Source organism: Brevundimonas goettingensis, from assembly GCF_017487405.1.
Classification (GTDB): Bacteria; Pseudomonadota; Alphaproteobacteria; order Caulobacterales; family Caulobacteraceae; genus Brevundimonas; species Brevundimonas goettingensis.
The window spans coordinates 1501863-1518950 of record NZ_CP062222.1; the positions used below are offsets into that span (position 1 = coordinate 1501863).

Genomic DNA, 17088 nt, shown 5'->3' on the forward strand with positions numbered 1-17088 from the left:
TATTTCAGAGTTGAAACTACAGGTGTAGCGGCGGAGCGCCTCAGGCGGCCCGGAGCTTCAGCCCCGCCTTCTTCGCCTCGGGCACGGCGGCGTAGACGGTGGCCGGGCGGATGCCGAGGCGGGCGCGGGCGGCGTCGAGGGGTTCGGCGAACAGGGCGTCGTAGTCGAGGCCGGGCAGCCATCGGGCGGCGCGGCCGTTCCTCCAGGCCTGGAAGGCGGCCTTGCGGGCCGGAATGTCGCGAACCTCGCGCTGGATCTCCCGCGCCGCGCCCCAGCCGATGAAGGCGAAGCCGAGGTTGCGGGTCTGGCCATAGGAGAAGGAGACGACGCAGGCCTCGCCGAGCGCATCGGTGCCGTAGCCCGTGAGCACATGCCAGATGTCGTGGACGTCGCGCAGCCGGCGCGAGTACCAGACGATCGGATGTTCGGCGTCGACGAAGGGAATGACCTCGCGCTCGGCGTCCGCCAGCCCATCAGCGGTGAAGCCCCGGGCCTCGCGGAAGGCGCGATAGGCGGCGCCGACGGTGCCGGCCTCGAACCGCGCCAGCCAGTCCGGATCGTCGAGCTTGTGCGCCAGCTCCTCGGCGAGGAAGGCCTGACGCCCGCCCTCGACCGAACGCAGCATGCGGTTATAGCCGCGCGCCACCGACCGACCCGACAGGGCGCGCATGATCTCGAACACCTGGGCGGTGTCTTCCTTGTCGCGGATCAGCTTCTGGAAGGCGCGAAGGGCCGTCAGGGGCCGCAGCTTCTGCGGGCGGACGCGGTCGAAATCGTCGGCGTAGGCGGCGTTCGTCATCAGCGGTTCCGGCAAGTGACGGATCAATGTCGATGAGCCTATTCTAGCGCAGCGAAGGGCGAGTTAACATGCCCCCTCCGCCCTCCCCCAGCCGGACGACGCCATGCTGAAGAAACGCTCCGTCGTCCTGTCCGGCCATGCGACCTCGGTGGCGCTGGAGCCCGAGTTCTGGGCGGTGCTGGACGCCTTCGCCGACGAGCGCGGACAGAGCCATGCGGGGTTTCTGGCCTGGGTCGACGAGACGCGCGGGCGGCGTCCGCTGGCCTCGGCCTGCCGGATTCTGGCGCTGGAATTCGCGGCCGGAAAACACCGTTTGACAACGTCCTAGGCGAGCGCATTCTCCCGCAAAGAGCCCGGAAGGCTCTTGAGGAAACACCATGCAATTCGACAAGTCCCTGCTGCCCCCGGCCATATTCGGCGGGCTGATCGCCATTGGCCTGATCGGGGCCGGCCTGTTCATCGGCAAGGGGGTGGTCAATGCACGGGTCGGGGACCGGCAGGTGACGGTGCGCGGCGTGTCGGAGCGCAATGTGACCGGCGACCTGGCCGTGCTGTCGCTTCGTTTCACCGCCGCCGGCGACGAGCTGCAGTCAGCCCAGGCCAAGATCGATACCGACCTGAACCTGGTCCGCACCTTCCTGAAGGCTCAGGGGTATGGGGACGATGTGGTGACCCTGGGCCGGCTGGAGGTCACCGACACCAAGAGCCGGGAATATGTCTCCAGCGAAGCCGTGCCCCACTATATCCTCGCCCAGAGCGTTGTGGTGCGCACGACCGATGTGAACCGGATCGCCGCGACCGGCCGCGCCCTGAACGAACTGGTGCGGCAGGGGGTGGTGCTGGACTTCACCCCGCCGACCTATGTGTTCACCAAGCTCAATGACGTGCGGCCCGCGATGATCGCCGAGGCCACGGCCTCTGCGCGCACCGGGGCCGAGCAGTTCGCCAAGGACTCGAAGACCCCGCTCGGCGGCATCCGTCAGGCGACGCAAGGGTCGTTCGAGATCCTGGCGCGTGACGACATCGGCGACGAGACCTCCTCGCTGAATAAGAAGGTCCGCGTCGTGACGACGGTCACCTATCAGCTGAAATGATCAGCCGAAGGCCTTCATTTAGTTGGCCTGAGGCGACGGGGCGTCGGGCAGTTTCGGCGCCTCGACCTTGGGCAGGTTGACGTCGACGTCGATCTCCTTCTTCGCCGGGTTCAGACCGCCGCCGGCGAAGACGAACCAGGCGATCACCGCCACCACGACCAGAAGGCCGCCGACGATGAAGGCGAGGCCGGCGTTGCCGCCGCCGGAGCTGCGCGATGTGTTGGGTGCGTTGTCAGTCATGGATTGGTCCCTTCCGTTGTCCCTGTGGCGGCAGAACGAGGCGCAGGCGTAGCGGTTCCCGCAAGGTAACCACTGGCGGCGATGACGGACGGGACTGACTTTGCGCGCCGTACTCACTATGTTCCGGCGATACGCATTGCCCACGAGTCGCTCTTGTCCGATCTGCCGACCCCGAAAATCTCCGACCTGGCCCGTTCGCGCGGCCCTGAAGGCGCATCCGACTATCTGGCCGGTCTGAACACCGAGCAGCGGCTGGCGGTGGAGACGACCGAGGGGCCGGTGCTGGTGCTGGCGGGCGCCGGGACGGGCAAGACCAAGGTCCTGACCACGCGGCTGGCCCACATCCTCAAGCTGGGCAAGGCGCGGCCGTGGGAGTTGCTGGTCGTCACCTTCACCAACAAGGCCGCGCGCGAGATGCGCGAGCGGATCACCCATCTGATCGGCCCGTCGGCCGAGGGTCTGCGCTGGCTGGGCACCTTTCACTCGGTGGCGGCCCAGATCCTGAGGCGGCATGCGGAGCTGGTGGGGCTGAAATCCAGCTTCACCATCCTGGACACCGACGATCAGGAGCGGCTGCTGAAACAGCTGCTGGAAGCGGCCAATATCGACACCAAGCGCTGGACGCCCAAGTCGCTGGCCAACCTCATCGACCACTGGAAGAACCGGGGCTGGACGCCCGAGAAGCTGCCGACGACCGAGGACTTCGCCAATGGCAAGGGACAGACCCTGTACGCCGCCTATCAGGCGCGACTGGCGACCCTGAACGCCTGCGACTTTGGCGACCTCTTGTTACACAACCTGACGATCCTGTCGAAACACGCGGATATCGCTCAAGAATATCGCGACCGGTTCCGCTACATCCTGGTCGACGAATATCAGGATACCAATGTCGCCCAGTATCTGTGGCTGCGGCTGCTGACCTCCTCGACGGGCAATGTCTGCTGCGTCGGCGACGACGACCAGTCGATCTACGGCTGGCGCGGGGCCGAGGTGGACAACATCCTGCGGTTCGAAAAGGACTTTCCGGGCGCGAAGATCGTCAAGCTGGAGCGCAACTACCGCTCGACCAACCACATCCTCGGGGCCGCCTCGGGCCTGATCGCCTCGAACCGCGACCGGCTAGGGAAGACCCTGTGGACGGAGGACATGACAGGCGACAAGGTCCGGGTGCGGGGCGTCTGGGACGGCGAGGCCGAGAGCCGGCTGATCGCCGACGAGATCGAGACCGCGCGCAGACAAGGTCAGAAATACAAGGACATGGCCGTCCTTGTTCGCGCGTCGTTTCAAATGCGGGCGTTCGAGGAACGCTTCGTCATGCTGGCCATCCCCTACACGGTCATCGGGGGTCCGCGCTTCTTCGAGCGGGCCGAGATTCGCGACGCCCATGCCTATCTGCGCCTGATCCAGTCCGAGGACGACGACCTGGCCTTCGAGCGGATCGTCAATGTGCCCAAGCGCGGCATCGGCGACACCTCGGTGCAGAAGATCCTGCAGATCGCCCGGCACGACGGCGTCTCGGCCATGGCGGCGGTGCGGGACCTGATCACCTCTGACGAACTGCAGGCGCGGACGCGCACGGCCCTGTCGACCTTCGTGCGTGATCTGGACCGCTGGCGCGCGCTGGCGACCGACACCCGCCACTGGGACCTGACCGAGACCATCCTCGAGGAGAGCGGTTACACCGACATGCAGAAGGCCGACCGGGTCACCGGCCAGACGCGGCTGGATAACCTGAAGGAGCTGGTTCAGGCGATGCAGTCGTTCGAGACGCTGCAGGCCTATCTGGAGCATGTGTCGCTGGTCATGGACCTCGACAAGGGCGCGGGAGATGACGCGGTCCAGATCATGACCCTGCACGGAGCCAAGGGGCTGGAGTTCCCGCTGGTCTTCCTGCCGGGCTGGGAGGAAGGCGTCTTCCCGTCGCAGCGCTCGATCGACGAGAAGGGCGAGAAGGGCCTCGAGGAGGAACGGCGCCTGGCCTATGTCGGCGTCACCCGGGCCAAATCGGATGCGCGGATTTCCTTCGCCGCCAACCGTCAGGTTTATGGCCGCTGGACATCGCAACTCCCCAGCCGCTTCGTCGACGAACTGCCCATCGCCCACGTCGAGGCCGAGAGCGACACCGGCTATTACGGCGCCTCGGGCGGGATGAAGGAGGCCAAGTCGCGCTGGGACGACGCCCCGTCGTTCGGCAGCGGCTATTCCTCGCCGGGCTGGAAGCGGGCCCAGAGCTTCACCGCCGCCCAGACGCCGCGATCGGCCCAGGCCCGCCACGCCGTGATCGAGGGCGACGGCCGACTGGTCGCCACCGCCGATCCCAAGGCGGGGGCCAACTGGAAGTGCGGCGAGCGGGTGTTCCACCAGAAGTTCGGCTACGGCAACGTGCAGTCGATCGAGGGCAACAAGCTGCTGGTCGACTTCGAGAAGGCCGGCGAGAAGCGGGTGATCGACAGCTTCGTGGAGAAGGCGGGGTAAGACCTTTGAACGAGATTTCGAGAAGCCCGAGCCTGCGGGAAAAGCCGTCGCAACCCACTCAACCCGAAGACTATGACGGCCCTTACATCGATCTTGATGAAGCGCTCGACTGCTTCAGCGCCGAGTTGGAGCGCCGGCTGGCAGATCTGACTCGCAGCGTGATCCCCTAATTCCGTCATCCTCGGGCTCGTCCCGAGGACCCAGCGGTCAGCGCGCGGGACTGCGGGGCTGAGACGAGCGCTTGAGCGTCGCCGTCCGCGATAGGTCAGCCATGGGTCCTCGGGACGAGCCCGAGGATGACGGTGTGGGATCAGGCCGTCCGCAAACTCCAGGTCTCCCAGCCCGCCACCGCGATCAGCACCGCTGTCGTCAGGGCGGCCAGCCCGAGCGGCATGACGAATGGCGCCGCGAGCCACAGCGCCGCCAGGGCGACGCAGCCGGCCACGCGCGGGATGGACCAGCGCTCGAAGACGGCGAGCTTGGCCAGCAGGCCGCCGATCATGAAGAGCAAGGGCCCGCCGATCAGGACGGCGGCGACAGCGGGCTCTACGTGGCCGGTCGGGTGGACCAGAGACAGCTCGTCGCCGACGGCGGTCACAATGATGCCCGCCACGATCAGGATCGGGCAGTAGGTATAGGCGCGGCGGGCGAGGGTGCCGGGGTCGGAGGCCTTGGAAATGACCTCCGAGGCGGCCTCGTGGGCGGCGCTGAAATAGATCCACCACATGGCCAGGGTCCCGACGAAGGCGACGGCGGCGGCGGCGATGACCTCGGGCGTCCAGGTCGCCTCGGCGAAAGTGGCGCCGGTGATCAGCAGGGACTCGCCCAGACAGATGATGACGAACAGGCCGACGCGCTCGGCCATATGGCCGCCCTCGACCGTCCATTCGGCGGTGTTGGCGCGGCCGAGGCCCGGGACGCGGTAGAACATGGCCGGAGAGATGTATTCGATGAACAGGGCCGCCAGCCACAGGCCGACGCGCCACTCGCCCTCCATCAGGCCGCCGGCGATCCAGAAGACGCCGGAGAATATCTGCCAGATGATGATGCGCAGGAAGTTGCGCTTGAGCATGGCGTTGTCGCGCGCGGCGAACAGCATGAAGCCGCTGCGGACCATGGAGGTGGCGACGAAGGCGACGGCGAACCACAGCCCCTTTTCGGTGAAGGCCTCCGGCAGCGATGTCGACATCAGCAGCCCCAGCCCCATCAGGACGAACAGGGCCACACGGACCGGAACCCGCTCCGGATCGGCCCAGTTGGTGACCCAGCTGGTGTAGATCCACGACCACCAGACCGCCGCCGCCATCATGGCCGCGTGAATCGCCCCCTCCCAGGTCAGGTGATGCAGCAGGCTGTGGGAGATCTGGGTCACGGCGAAAACGAAGACCAGGTCGAAGAACAGTTCGACGAAGCCGACGCGGGCGTGATGGCCGTCGCGCGTCCTGAGCAGGCTGTCGGTCATCTGTTTCCCCCAAATCCCAACGGTTCGTTAAGCACGAACGGCGACCCTGCCGCCGTGACCTTCTCCCGTCCAGAGCCCGATTCCCCGGACGCCTCTCCCCCGTGGTGGGAGCAGGCTGCGGTCATCTTCGTCATCGTCATGCTGACAGGCGCCCTGATCGGCCCGGTCTTCGCCCCTCTGCAGGAGGAGACGCCGATCCTGCGGCTGATCTGGCTGCCGGTCTATGCGGTGATCACCGCCCTGCTCTGCTGGCGCGCCGACAAGGTGATCAAGGCCTGGCCGACGCTGATCATCCTCGGCCTGCTGATCCTGCACGCCTATGCCTCGAAATACTGGTCGATCGATCCGGGCGTGACCTCGCGGCGGACCATCGCCATGGCCTTTTCCAGCGTCTTCGCCATCTATCTGGGCGCCGTGTTCAAAGGGCCGCAGTTGCCGCGCGTCCTGATGCTCTCGGGCCTGCTGATGGGGATCGGCAGTTTGATCATGGTCTTCGCCTTCCCGCGTATCGGCGTGCACCAGTTCGACAACGCCGGCCTGTGGCGCGGCCTCTGGTATGAGAAGAACCAGATGGGGGTGGTCATGGTCGCGGGCGCCGTGGCGGCGGCTGCCTGTCTGGCGCTGGAGGAACAGCGCACGAAGATGGCCTGGGCCGGCTTCGGGATCACCGTCCTGCTGGTGCTGGCGACCCAATCCAAGACTTCGCTGCTGTGTCTGGTCATCGGCGTCGGCATCGTGGGGACCCTGTGGGCGATGAAGAAGGGTGGACCGGCCCTGACCGTGATCGGCGTCTGGTTCGGCGTCGTCCTGTTCGGCCTGATCGCCTATGTCTTCATCACCGAACCGGCCGTGGTGCTCAAGGCGCTGGGCAAGGACCCGTCCCTGACCGGCCGGACCGACATCTGGACCGCCCTGATGCGCGAGGTCGCCGAACGGCCGTGGACCGGTTTCGGCTATCAGGCCTTCTGGGGCCGGGAGAGCATTCCCGCCGCCTGGATCCGGGCCGAGACCCAGTGGCCCGTGCCCTCGGCGCACAACGGCTGGATCGACCTCTTGATCCAGCTGGGTTGGCCGGGCGCGATCGCCGTGGGGGCGACGGTGCTGGTCGCCTTCCTGACGAGCCTGTTCCAGATCCCGGGACGCGGCGACCGCGAGGGCTGGTTCGGCATCGCCTATTTCGCCGTCTTCCTGATGCTGAGCCTGTCGGAAAGCGTGCTGCTGACCAACGCCAACCTGCCCTGGACCCTGTTGCTGGCCATCCTCACGCGTGGCCTGATGACGGGACAGGACGCAGTGATCCCCAGAAGCCGCGTCAAGCTTGCTCCAAACGCCGCCGGGGCCTACCTGACGCGGTCCCGAATCGCCTCACAGTATGCCCATGGCTCCCGCCGATCTCTTCTCCTTCGATGATGACCAACCGCAGCCGCCCAAGCCGGCCGCTGCTCCCGCGCCTGCGCCCGCAGCGGCGAGCGCGCCCGTGGCCGCGCCCGAGGTGAAGGCCGCGCCCGTAGAGGCCCAGCGGCCGTCCCTGCCGCCCGCGCCACCGCCGATGCCTGGCAACTACTCGGCGTCGTCGATCGAGGTGCTGGAGGGGCTGGAGCCCGTCCGCAAACGCCCCGGCATGTATATCGGCGGCACCGACGAGCGGGCCCTGCACCATCTGTTCGCCGAAGTCCTCGACAACGCGATGGACGAGGCCGTGGCCCGCCACGCCAAGCTGATCACCGTCGATCTGGACGCCGACGGCGTGCTGTCGGTCAAGGACGACGGCCGCGGCATTCCGGTCGATCCCCACCCCAAACACCCGGGCAAGTCGGCGCTGGAAGTCGTCATGACCGTGCTGCACTCGGGCGGCAAATTCTCGGGCAAGGCCTATGAGACCTCGGGCGGTCTGCACGGGGTCGGGGTCTCGGTCGTCAACGCCCTGTCGGACCTGCTGGACGTCACCGTCTGGCGCGACGGCTTCGAGTGGAAGCAGTCCTTCTCGCGCGGCATTCCGCAGGGCCCGATCGCCCAGATCCAGCCGTCCAAGAAGAAGGGCACCCTGATCCGCTTCCATCCGGACGCCGAGATTTTCGGCGTCGGAGCGGCGTTCAAGCCCGCGCGTCTGTTCCGCATGGCGCGGTCCAAGGCCTATCTGTTCCGCGGCGTCGAGATCAAATGGACCTGCGCGCCCGAGCGGATCACCGACGCGACGCCCGCCAGCGCCCTGCTGCACTTCCCCGGCGGTCTGGCCGACGCCCTGGCCGAACGGATCGGCGAGATTGAAACCGTGACCCCCGCCTTCTCCGGCCGGGTCGAGCGCAAGGGCGAGGCCGGCGCGGTCGAATGGGCCGTGACCTGGTCGCCCATCGGCTTCGGCGAGGCCGACGGCTTCGTCTCGTCCTATTGTAATACCGTCTCCACGCCCGACGGCGGCACCCACGAGGCCGGCTTCCGCGCCGCCCTGGTGAAGGGCCTGAAAGCCTATGGCGAGCTGACCAACGAGAAGCGCGCGGTCCAGATCACGGCCGAGGACGTGATCGCCAACGCCGGCGCCCTGATTTCGGTCTTCATCCGCAATCCCGAGTTCCAGGGCCAGACCAAGGATCGCCTGTCCTCGCCCGAGGGCCAGCGGCTGGTCGAACAGCTGCTGCGCGACCCCATCGACCACTGGCTGACCGAGAGCCCGAAGCAGGCGAACACCCTGCTGGGCTTCGTCATCGACCGCGCCGAGGACCGTCTGCGCCGCCGCAAGGACAAGGACGTCCAGCGCGCCGCCGCGACCCGCAAGCTGCGCCTGCCCGGCAAGCTGTCGGACTGTTCGCGCCAGTCGGCCAACGGCACCGAACTGTTCATCGTCGAGGGCGACTCGGCCGGCGGCTCGGCCAAACAGGCGCGCGACCGCACGACCCAGGCCATCCTGCCCCTGCGCGGCAAGATCCTGAACGTCGCCTCGGCCACCGCCGACAAGCTGCGTCAGAACATTGAACTGTCGGACCTGACCCTGGCCCTGGGCGTCACGCCCGGACCGCGCTTCGACATCGAACAGCTGCGTTACGAGCGCATCGTCATCATGACGGACGCCGACGTCGACGGCGCCCACATCGCGGCCCTGCTGATCACCTTCTTCTATCGCTCCATGCCCGAGGTGATCCGTCAGGGTCGGCTCTATATGGCCCTGCCGCCGCTGTACCGGATCAGCGCCGGCCCCCTGTCCGAATACGCCCGAGACGACGCCCACCGCGACGAGCTGATGTCGACCGTCTTCAAGAACAAGAAGACCGAGATCGGCCGCTTCAAGGGTCTGGGCGAGATGATGGCCTCCCAGCTGAAGGAGACCACCATGGATCCGAAGAAGCGCACCCTGGCCCGCGTCACCGTCCCCGAGAGCGAGGACGACATCGAGGATCTGGTCGAGCGTCTGATGGGCAAGAAGGCCGAGGCCCGCTTCCGCTTCATCCAGGACAACGCCCAGTTCGCGGTGGCTGATCTTGACGTCTAGGGCAGTAAGGAACATCCTTACCGCATGATCACGAGCCGCATCACCTCCAAGGCCCAGACGACCGTGCCGCAAGCGGTACGGACGGCCCTAGGCCTGCGTGAAGGCGATGAACTGGCCTACGAAATCCGTGACGGTCAGGTCCTGCTGTCCAAGGCGCGCGCCCCGGCCCAGGACGATCCGTTCGTGCACTTTGACGAATGGGACAGCGACGCGGATCGACGGGCCTATGGCGACCTTTAAGGCCGCCGACATCGTCAAGGTCCCCTTCCCCTACACCGACAGGGACGTTCGGCAGCGTCGTCCGGCTCTGGTGGTCTCGAAGGGGTCGGTCGGCGGACCCGATCTCTATTGGGTGGTCATGATCACGAGCGCCGAGCATCGCTCATGGTCCGGCGATGTGCTTCTGGATGACCGCTATCGAGAGGCAGGCCTGCCCGCGCCGTCGCTGATCCGCACAAGCAAGATCGCGACGGTGGAAGCCAACCGCATGGAGCCGCTGGGCAAGTTGCCTTCTGACTTGATGGCTGGCGTCGCGGCCGAAATCGCCACCTTCCTCAGATGAAGCCCAGCCGTCGCGGACTGGCAGCCCTGCTGGCGGGCGGCGGCGTGTTGGCGACCGTGCGATCCGTCCGCGCCGAAACGCCCTCCGCCCTGCTCAGCCTCGGCTTCATCGAGGACGCCCCGCCCTATCCGGAGGCCCATGCCTCGACGATTGTGGAGATCGGAGCGGGGGTTCTGGGCGCCGCATGGTTCGGGGGGACCAAGGAGCGTAATCCGGATGTCGAGATCTGGTTCGCCCGCTGCGAGGGCGGGCGCTGGGGTAGGCCCGTCAGCGTGGCGAACGGGGTGCAGAGCGATGGGACCCGGCATCCGACCTGGAACCCGGTGCTGTTCCAGCCGCCGGGTCAGCCCCTGATCCTGTTCTACAAGGTCGGGCCGACGCCGCAGGACTGGTGGGGCATGGTCATGACCTCGGGCGACGGCGGGCGGACCTGGTCGCCGCCGCGCCGGCTGCCAGAAGGGATTCTGGGGCCGATCAAGAACAAGCCGGTGCTGCTGGCCGACGGGGCCTGGCTGTCGCCGTCCAGCGTCGAGGCGGGCGAAGGCGTGGGGGCGAACGCCGGCGCCGGCTGGAGCCTGCATTTCGAGCGGTCGGCGGATCAGGGCCAGAGCTGGACCAAGAGCGATCCCGTCCCCTCCCCGCTCAATATCGACGCCATCCAGCCCAGCGTTCTGATCCACAAGGACGGGCAGCTGCAGGCCGTGGCGCGGACGCGTCAGGGGGCTTTGGCCTCGACCTGGTCGCAGGACGGCGGGCGGACGTGGTCGCCACTGGGCGCCGTAGACCTGCCCAACCCCAACTCGGGAACCGACGCCGTGACCCTGGCCGACGGGCGCCAATTGATCGTCTACAACCCCACGGCCCATGCGGCGGCGACGCCCGGCAAGGGGCCGCGCTGGCCGCTGGCCGTGGCCCTGTCGGATGACGGCGTCTCGTGGCGCCGGGTGCTGACGCTGGAGACCGAGCCCCTGACGAGCGGCTACGCCTACCCCGCCGTGATCCAGACGGCGGACGGGCTGGTGCACATGACCTGGACCTGGGACCGCAAGCGCATCCGTCATGCGGTCGTGGATCCGGCCGGACTCTAGGCCGGAACCGCCTCGCGCGGGACCAGACCGGCCAGCTTCTTCGCCAGCTCGCGGCGCAGGAAGAAGAGCGCGATCAGCATGTGGACGAAGACCGAGGCGGCCGAGAGCATCCAGACGTGCTCCAGCCGCGCCCAGGGCTGGGTCGAGAGCCAGATGGCGGGACCCGCGAAGGTGATCAGGCGCGAGACGCTGCCGAACAGGGCCGGACGGGTGTCGCCGAGCGCCTGAAAGGTCCCCGACGCGGTGAAGATCAGACCGGTGGCGACGAAGTTCAGGGAAATGATCTTCAGGAAGGTCGAGCCGATCTCGATCACCTTGGGATCATGCGCGAAGGCGCCGATCATCAGGTCCGGCCGGATGTGGCACAGCGCCGTCAGGACCAGCATCATGCCGGTTGAGAGGACGGCGGCGTCCCTGACCGTGCGGCGCACCCGGTCGCCGCGGCCGGCGCCGAAATTCTGGCCCGCCACGGGCGCGACGGCGAACGACACCGCCATGGCCGGCAGGAAGACCGCCTGCATAACGCGCGAGCCGACGCCGTAACCGGCCGGGGCCTCGGGGCCGAAATGGCGGATGACGCCATAGACGACGCCCGCGGTGATGAACATCAAGAGGAACTCCGCCGCCGACGGCAGGCCGACGCCGATGATCCGCTTCCACACGGCGAAATCCGGGCGCGGCAGTTTCAGGGGGTTCGCAATGATCGTCTGGGACCGGCCGAAGACATAGACGGCGCCGATGAAGCCGAGCGCCGAGGCGATGGAGCTGGCCAGGCCCGCACCGAAGACGCCGAGCGGATGGCCCGTGCCCCAGCCCGCGATCAGGACGGGCGCCAGGACGGCGTTGAGCAGCACGGTCCCCGTCTGGATCAACATGGTCGGCCGCACGACCCCCGCCGCGCGCAGGGCCGAACCGAGGACGTTGGAGGGGTACATCAGGGCCAGCGCCGGCAGGAAACCATAGAGATAGGCGACCCCGTCCCGGGCCGTCGCCTCATCGGCGGCAAGCAGGCGCAGACCCGCATGGGCGAGGAGATACCCGAAGACGAGGGTGATCGCGGCGAGGCCCAGCGCAATGATCATCGACTGGCGATAGACGCCGTCGGCCTGATCGAAGGTCTTCGCCCCGATGGCCCGGGCGATCAGGCTGAGGGCGCCGACGCCCACCATCTGGGACGCCGCCATGCACAGGAAGAAGGCATTGCCCGCCAGACCCACGCCCGCGATTGCCGAGGACCCGATGCCGGCGACGAAATAGAGGTCGACGAGGAAATACAGCGTCTGGAACAGCAGCCCCATGCCGATGAAGGCGGCCATGCCCAAGAGCCGGCCGGTGATCGAACCCTGGGTCAGGTCGTGCTGCATCGTGAGTTCCCCTGTGTCCGTCCTGTAGCACGGATTTCGGAGGCGGATTTACCCGGGCAATATTAGGCGGTCAATCCGCCCGGGTATTATTCGGCAGCCTCGGCGCGCTGGCGATCGCTGCGCATGATGCGGATGACCGAGTCGGCTTGCGAGGCGGGGGAACGGCGCGCGCCGGCGGCGCCGTAGAGGGCGCGCAGATAGGACCAGTCCCAGTCGGTCAGCCCCCTGCCCTGCGCGCCGCCGTCGAACAGGTTGAGCACGCTGTCAAAGCCGCCGGTCTCGGCGTCCTGACCGATCTGGGCCAGGCTGACCATGGCGAGATAGTCACCGAGCTGGTCGGCGCTGACGACGCCGATGCGGGCCACGTCGACGATGACGATGACCTTGAACAGGGCGTCCTCGGTCGCGGAATTGACCCGCGACGCTCCGCCGGTGATGGCGATGACGGGAGCGGCGCCCAGAATGCTGTCGTCGGGGTTGCCGCAGGGCCCGCCGCAGATCGTCTGTTGAACCCACTCGTCCACCTTGACCCCGCCCCGGTCGCCGGGCACCCGCATGGCGCGCTGGCCGGTGCGCGGGTCGAAACTCATGCTGAGCGGCCACCAGCGCACGGGCTGGTCGCCGTCCTCGAAGGTCCGCAGGGCGGCGGCGCCCTGATCCAGACCGCTGACGCCGATGCGGAACAGCCGCAGGTCGTTCTCGATCAGGGTGCGGGCCACGCCGGGGCCGTTGTTGGTGAAGACCACCACGATATTGGCCCGGCAGCCGGGCGCGCCGACACGGATGTCCAGTTCGCGCGCGACATCGGCGATGCGGTCGACGATGGGCTGGGCGACCTCGGGCTGGAAATTGACGGCGCCGGGACAGACCTGCCCCTCCCAGCGGGCCAGACCGCGGCCGCTGGCGGGGGCGGCGACGCGGCCGACGAAGTCGCGCACCGCGTCCTGATCGGCGCGGCCCAGGGCCTCGACCGACGGCAGCTGGGTCACCTGGGGCTCCGCCGCCGGGTCCTGCTGGATCTGAACGGGCGCCGGGGCCGCGCCTGCGCCAAGAACGAGGGCCGATATCAGGGCAATGAGCGACATGGCGGGCCTTTCGGTTGAGCGCGAAAGCGTGCTCAATCCTGAGGTTGACCGCCCGTGTGCGCCCTGTCCAGCCCTCGCAAACCGCCGTGCGGCGGCGGCGACATCAGTAGGTCTGGCTCTCGGCCGGACGCTCTTCCAGATGGCCGTCCTTCAGGGCGAAGACGCGGTCCATGTGACCGGCCAGCTCCATATTGTGAGTGGCGATCAGGGCGGCGACGCCGGTCGTCTTGACCAGGTCGTGCAGGGCCTCGAACACCGTCTGGCTGGTGGCCGGGTCGAGGTTGCCGGTCGGTTCGTCGGCCAGAAGCAGGCGCGGCTTGTTGGCCAGTGCGCGAGCCAAGGCGACGCGCTGCTGCTCCCCGCCCGACATCTGGGCTGGCTGGTGCAGGAGGCGCTCGCCAAGGCCGAGCGAGGCCAGGGCCTGCTCCGCCGCCTTGCGGGCCACGGCCTCCGAATGACCGGCGATACGCAGCGGCAGGGCCACATTGTCGCGCGCGTCGAACTCGGGCAGCAGGTGGTGGAACTGATAGACGAAGCCGATGCGGCTGAGGCGGATGCGGGTGCGGGCGCGCTCGTCGAGCTGACCGACATCCTCGCCGCCGATAATGACCTGACCTTCGGTCGGGCGCTCCAGCAGGCCGGCGGCGTGCAGCAGCGACGACTTGCCCGAGCCCGACGGCCCGATCAGGCCGACGATCTCACCGGGACGAACGTCCAGATCGACGCCCTTGAGCACCGACAGCTCGCCCTGGCCGGTCGTATAGGTGCGGACGATACCGCGCAGGCTGAGGACCGGATTACTCATAGCGCAGGGCCTCGATGGGATCGATCCGGGCGGCGATCCAGGACGGCACCAGACTGGCGACGCAGGACAGCAGCAGCGACCAGCCCGAGATCCAGATCACGTCGGCCGGGTCGACCTTGGCCGGGATGGCGTCCAGCATATAGACGTCGGCGTTGAACAGCTGGACCCCGGTGATCCCTTCGATGAAGTGCTGGATCGCGCCGATGTTCAGGCAGAAGACGAGGCCGAGGACCAGGCCGACGACCAGACCGGTCACCCCGATCATCATCCCCGCCAGGAAGAAGATGCGCAGGATCGACGACTGGGTCGAACCCACGGTGCGCAGGATGGCGATGTCCTTGGTCTTGTTCTTCACCAGCATGACGATGCCGACGATGATGTTGAGCGCGGCCATGATGCCGAGCTGGGCCAGAATGATGCTCATGGCCACCCGCTCGACCTTCAGCGCGCCCCAGAAGGCGGCCAGACGCACGGTCCAGTCGGTGACCAATGCTCCCCTGCCCGCCGCCTCGCGCACGGCGTCGGTATAGGTCTGGACCTGATCGGGATTGGCGACCTTCAGCTCGATGACGTCCCAGACGCCCTCCTTGCCGAAGAAGAGCTGGGCCTGTTCCAGCGGCATGAACATGAAGGCCCGGTCGTAGTCGGCCGTGCCCGAGGAATAGGCGCCGCCGACGTAGTAGGTCTTGGACAGGCCGCCGAGATTGCCGAAGGCGCTGTCGGCGCCCGAGGGCGAGAAGATGGTGATCGGATCGCCGACCCGCAGGCCGAGCTGGTCCAGCAGGGTCTGGCCGACCAGAACACGGTTGCCGCCGTAGGCGCCCTGACCGAAGGCCGCGCGGGCCTCGGGCGACAGGCTCTTGTAGACATATTGCATCGAAGCCAGGTCGGAGGGCTTCAGGCCGCGCACGATGGCGCCGGTCGTCTGGCCGCCGCCCTGGACCAGAGCCTGGGTCTCGATCAGGGGGTCGGCGCTGACCACGCCGGGCACGGCCTTGATCCGGGCCAGGGCCTGTTCGCGATCGGGCGCGTTGAGCACCTGACCCGAGACATACATATGGCCGTTGAAGCTGAGCATCCGGTTGAGCAGCTCGGACCGGAAGCCCGACATGATGCTGAGCGTCACGATCAGGGCGAAGACCGAGGCCATGGTCGACAGGAAGCTGATGATGGCGATGAAGGCGACCCAGCCTTCCTTGCGCTTGGGCCGCAGATAGCGAAGGGCCAGGGCGAACTCCCAACGGGAGAATGGCCCGGCCGGCTTCACGGGCTTCAGGTCGGCCTCCCCGAGGACAGAGGGCGTATCGCTCAACCGATGATCTCCAGCGCCTGGGCCAGCGGAACCGTCTGCTTTTCGCCGGTGGCGCGGCGCTTCAGCTCGACGACGCCGTCGGCCAGACCCTTGGGCCCGATGGTCAGTTGCCAAGGCACGCCGATCAGGTCGGCCGTGGCGAACTTGCCGCCCGGACGCTCGTCGGTGTCGTCATAGAGGACGTCCTTGCCCGAGGCCTCGAGCTTGGCGACGGCCTCCTCGCAGGCGGCGTTCACGCCCTCGTCCGAGACGCGCAGATTGATCACCACCACGTCGAACGGGGCGACGGCGTCCGGCCAGATGATGCCGCCCTCGTCGTGGCTGGCCTCGATGATCGCGCCCAGCAGACGCGACACCCCGACGCCGTAGGAGCCCATATGGACCTCGGTGTCCTTGCCGTCCGGCCCGGCGACCTTGGCTTTCATCGGGGCCGAGTATTTGGTGCCGAAGTAGAAGATGTGGCCGACCTCAATACCGCGGGCGGTCAGGCGGTTCTCTTCCGGCGTGCCGGCCTCGAAGGCGCCGGCGTCGTGCATCTCCTCGGTGGCGGCATACAGCGCCGTGCGCTCGTCGAAGACGGACTGCAGGTCGTTCCAGTCGACGTCGTTTCCGGGCGGGGCCATCTCGACCAGACGCTTGTCGCAGAAGACCTGGCTTTCGCCCGTGTCGGCCAGAACGATGAACTCGTGGGACAGGTCGCCGCCGATCGGGCCGGTGTCGGCGCGCATCGGCACGGCCTTCAGACCCATGCGGGCGAAGGTGTTCAGATAGGCCGCGAACATGCGGTTATAGGCCTTGCGGGCCGAGGCCTCGTCGATGTCGAACGAATAGGCGTCCTTCATCAGGAACTCGCGGCCGCGCATGACGCCGAAGCGGGGACGGCGCTCGTCGCGGAATTTCCACTGGATGTGGAACAGGTTCAGCGGCAGCTGTTTGTAGGACTTCACGAAGCCACGGAAGATGTCGGTGACCATCTCTTCGTTGGTCGGTCCGTAGAGCAGCTCTCGCTCGTGGCGGTCGGTGATGCGCAGCATCTCCGGGCCATAGGCGTCGTAGCGGCCGCTTTCGCGCCACAGGTCGGCCAGTTGCAGCGTCGGCATCAAGAGCTCGACGGCGCCCGCCCGCTCCTGCTCCTCGCGCACGATCTGCTCGATCCGGTTCAGGACGCGCAGGCCCAGCGGCAGCCAGGCATAGATGCCGGCGGCTTCCTGTTTGATCATGCCCGCGCGCAGCATCAGCTGGTGCGAGACGATCTGGGCGTCGGAGGGCGCTTCTTTGAGCGTGGGCAGGAAATAGCGCGACAGGCGCATGGCAGAAT

16 protein-coding genes are annotated in these 17088 nt (G+C 67.5%); 8 read left to right on the top strand and 8 right to left on the bottom strand.

All coding sequences use genetic code 11. The annotated features are described in order from the left end of the window. Positions 1-40 precede the first annotated feature (40 nt). On the bottom strand, positions 41-799 hold the full coding sequence (locus IFJ75_RS07480; RefSeq protein ID WP_207931969.1) for a Coq4 family protein: 759 nt from the start codon (positions 797-799) through the stop codon (positions 41-43). Positions 800-902: 103 nt separating this feature from the next. On the opposite strand from IFJ75_RS07480, the gene IFJ75_RS07485 reads away from it, so the two are divergent. Next, on the top strand, positions 903-1127 hold the full coding sequence (locus tag IFJ75_RS07485) for a ribbon-helix-helix domain-containing protein (protein WP_207931970.1): 225 nt from the start codon (positions 903-905) through the stop codon (positions 1125-1127). Positions 1128-1176: 49 nt separating this feature from the next. Beyond that, positions 1177-1893: an SIMPL domain-containing protein gene (locus IFJ75_RS07490; protein WP_207931971.1), complete on the top strand. Its 717-nt coding sequence runs from the start codon at positions 1177-1179 to the stop codon at positions 1891-1893. Between the two features lie 18 nt (positions 1894-1911). Here the strand turns inward: IFJ75_RS07490 and IFJ75_RS07495 are convergent, their stop codons facing one another. Continuing rightward, the gene (locus IFJ75_RS07495) at positions 1912-2133 is read right to left on the bottom strand and encodes a hypothetical protein (RefSeq protein WP_207931972.1); all 222 of its coding nucleotides are present in this window, start codon (positions 2131-2133) and stop codon (positions 1912-1914) included. Positions 2134-2286: 153 nt separating this feature from the next. Between IFJ75_RS07495 and IFJ75_RS07500 the strand changes: the two genes are divergently transcribed. Beyond that, on the top strand, positions 2287-4608 hold the full coding sequence (locus IFJ75_RS07500; RefSeq protein ID WP_225897041.1) for a DUF3553 domain-containing protein: 2322 nt from the start codon (positions 2287-2289) through the stop codon (positions 4606-4608). 310 nt (positions 4609-4918) lie between these two features. On the opposite strand, the gene IFJ75_RS07505 is transcribed toward IFJ75_RS07500, so the two are convergent. Then, positions 4919-6070, bottom strand: a complete 1152-nt coding sequence (locus tag IFJ75_RS07505) for a low temperature requirement protein A (RefSeq protein ID WP_207931974.1) — start codon at positions 6068-6070, stop codon at positions 4919-4921. Positions 6071-6124: 54 nt separating this feature from the next. Here IFJ75_RS07505 and IFJ75_RS07510 point away from each other — a divergent pair, with 54 nt between their 5' ends. From IFJ75_RS07510 to IFJ75_RS07530, 5 genes are read left to right on the top strand one after another with little or no spacing between them, the layout of a single operon-like run. After that, on the top strand, positions 6125-7480 hold the full coding sequence (locus IFJ75_RS07510) for an O-antigen ligase family protein (RefSeq protein ID WP_225897042.1): 1356 nt from the start codon (positions 6125-6127) through the stop codon (positions 7478-7480). After that, the gene (gene parE, locus IFJ75_RS07515) at positions 7443-9554 is read left to right on the top strand and encodes a DNA topoisomerase IV subunit B (RefSeq protein ID WP_404822080.1); all 2112 of its coding nucleotides are present in this window, start codon (positions 7443-7445) and stop codon (positions 9552-9554) included. Before IFJ75_RS07510 ends, parE begins: the two co-directional genes overlap by 38 nt. A gap of 24 nt (positions 9555-9578) precedes the next feature. Further along, the gene (locus IFJ75_RS07520; protein ID WP_207931976.1) at positions 9579-9794 is read left to right on the top strand and encodes an AbrB/MazE/SpoVT family DNA-binding domain-containing protein; all 216 of its coding nucleotides are present in this window, start codon (positions 9579-9581) and stop codon (positions 9792-9794) included. After that, a complete protein-coding gene (locus IFJ75_RS07525; protein WP_207931977.1) occupies positions 9781-10116 on the top strand; it encodes a type II toxin-antitoxin system PemK/MazF family toxin in 336 nt (111 codons plus the stop codon). The genes IFJ75_RS07520 and IFJ75_RS07525 overlap by 14 nt, the downstream gene beginning before the upstream one ends. Continuing rightward, the gene (locus IFJ75_RS07530; protein WP_207931978.1) at positions 10113-11204 is read left to right on the top strand and encodes a sialidase family protein; all 1092 of its coding nucleotides are present in this window, start codon (positions 10113-10115) and stop codon (positions 11202-11204) included. Before IFJ75_RS07525 ends, IFJ75_RS07530 begins: the two co-directional genes overlap by 4 nt. Here IFJ75_RS07530 and IFJ75_RS07535 read toward each other — a convergent pair. The 5 genes from IFJ75_RS07535 to proS form a co-directional block, all read right to left on the bottom strand. Beyond that, on the bottom strand, positions 11201-12568 hold the full coding sequence (locus IFJ75_RS07535; protein WP_207931979.1) for an MATE family efflux transporter: 1368 nt from the start codon (positions 12566-12568) through the stop codon (positions 11201-11203). The two genes, IFJ75_RS07530 and IFJ75_RS07535, sit on opposite strands and share 4 nt — an antisense overlap. A gap of 86 nt (positions 12569-12654) precedes the next feature. Next, complete coding sequence (locus IFJ75_RS07540; protein WP_207931980.1) at positions 12655-13653, bottom strand: hypothetical protein; 999 nt, start codon at positions 13651-13653, stop codon at positions 12655-12657. A gap of 103 nt (positions 13654-13756) precedes the next feature. Continuing rightward, positions 13757-14458: an ABC transporter ATP-binding protein gene (locus tag IFJ75_RS07545; RefSeq protein WP_207931981.1), complete on the bottom strand. Its 702-nt coding sequence runs from the start codon at positions 14456-14458 to the stop codon at positions 13757-13759. After that, positions 14451-15770, bottom strand: coding sequence for a lipoprotein-releasing ABC transporter permease subunit (locus IFJ75_RS07550; protein WP_225897043.1), 1320 nt, complete (start codon positions 15768-15770; stop codon positions 14451-14453). Before IFJ75_RS07550 ends, IFJ75_RS07545 begins: the two co-directional genes overlap by 8 nt. Beyond that, the gene (proS, locus tag IFJ75_RS07555; RefSeq protein WP_207931982.1) at positions 15767-17080 is read right to left on the bottom strand and encodes a proline--tRNA ligase; all 1314 of its coding nucleotides are present in this window, start codon (positions 17078-17080) and stop codon (positions 15767-15769) included. Before proS ends, IFJ75_RS07550 begins: the two co-directional genes overlap by 4 nt. Positions 17081-17088 lie beyond the last annotated feature (8 nt).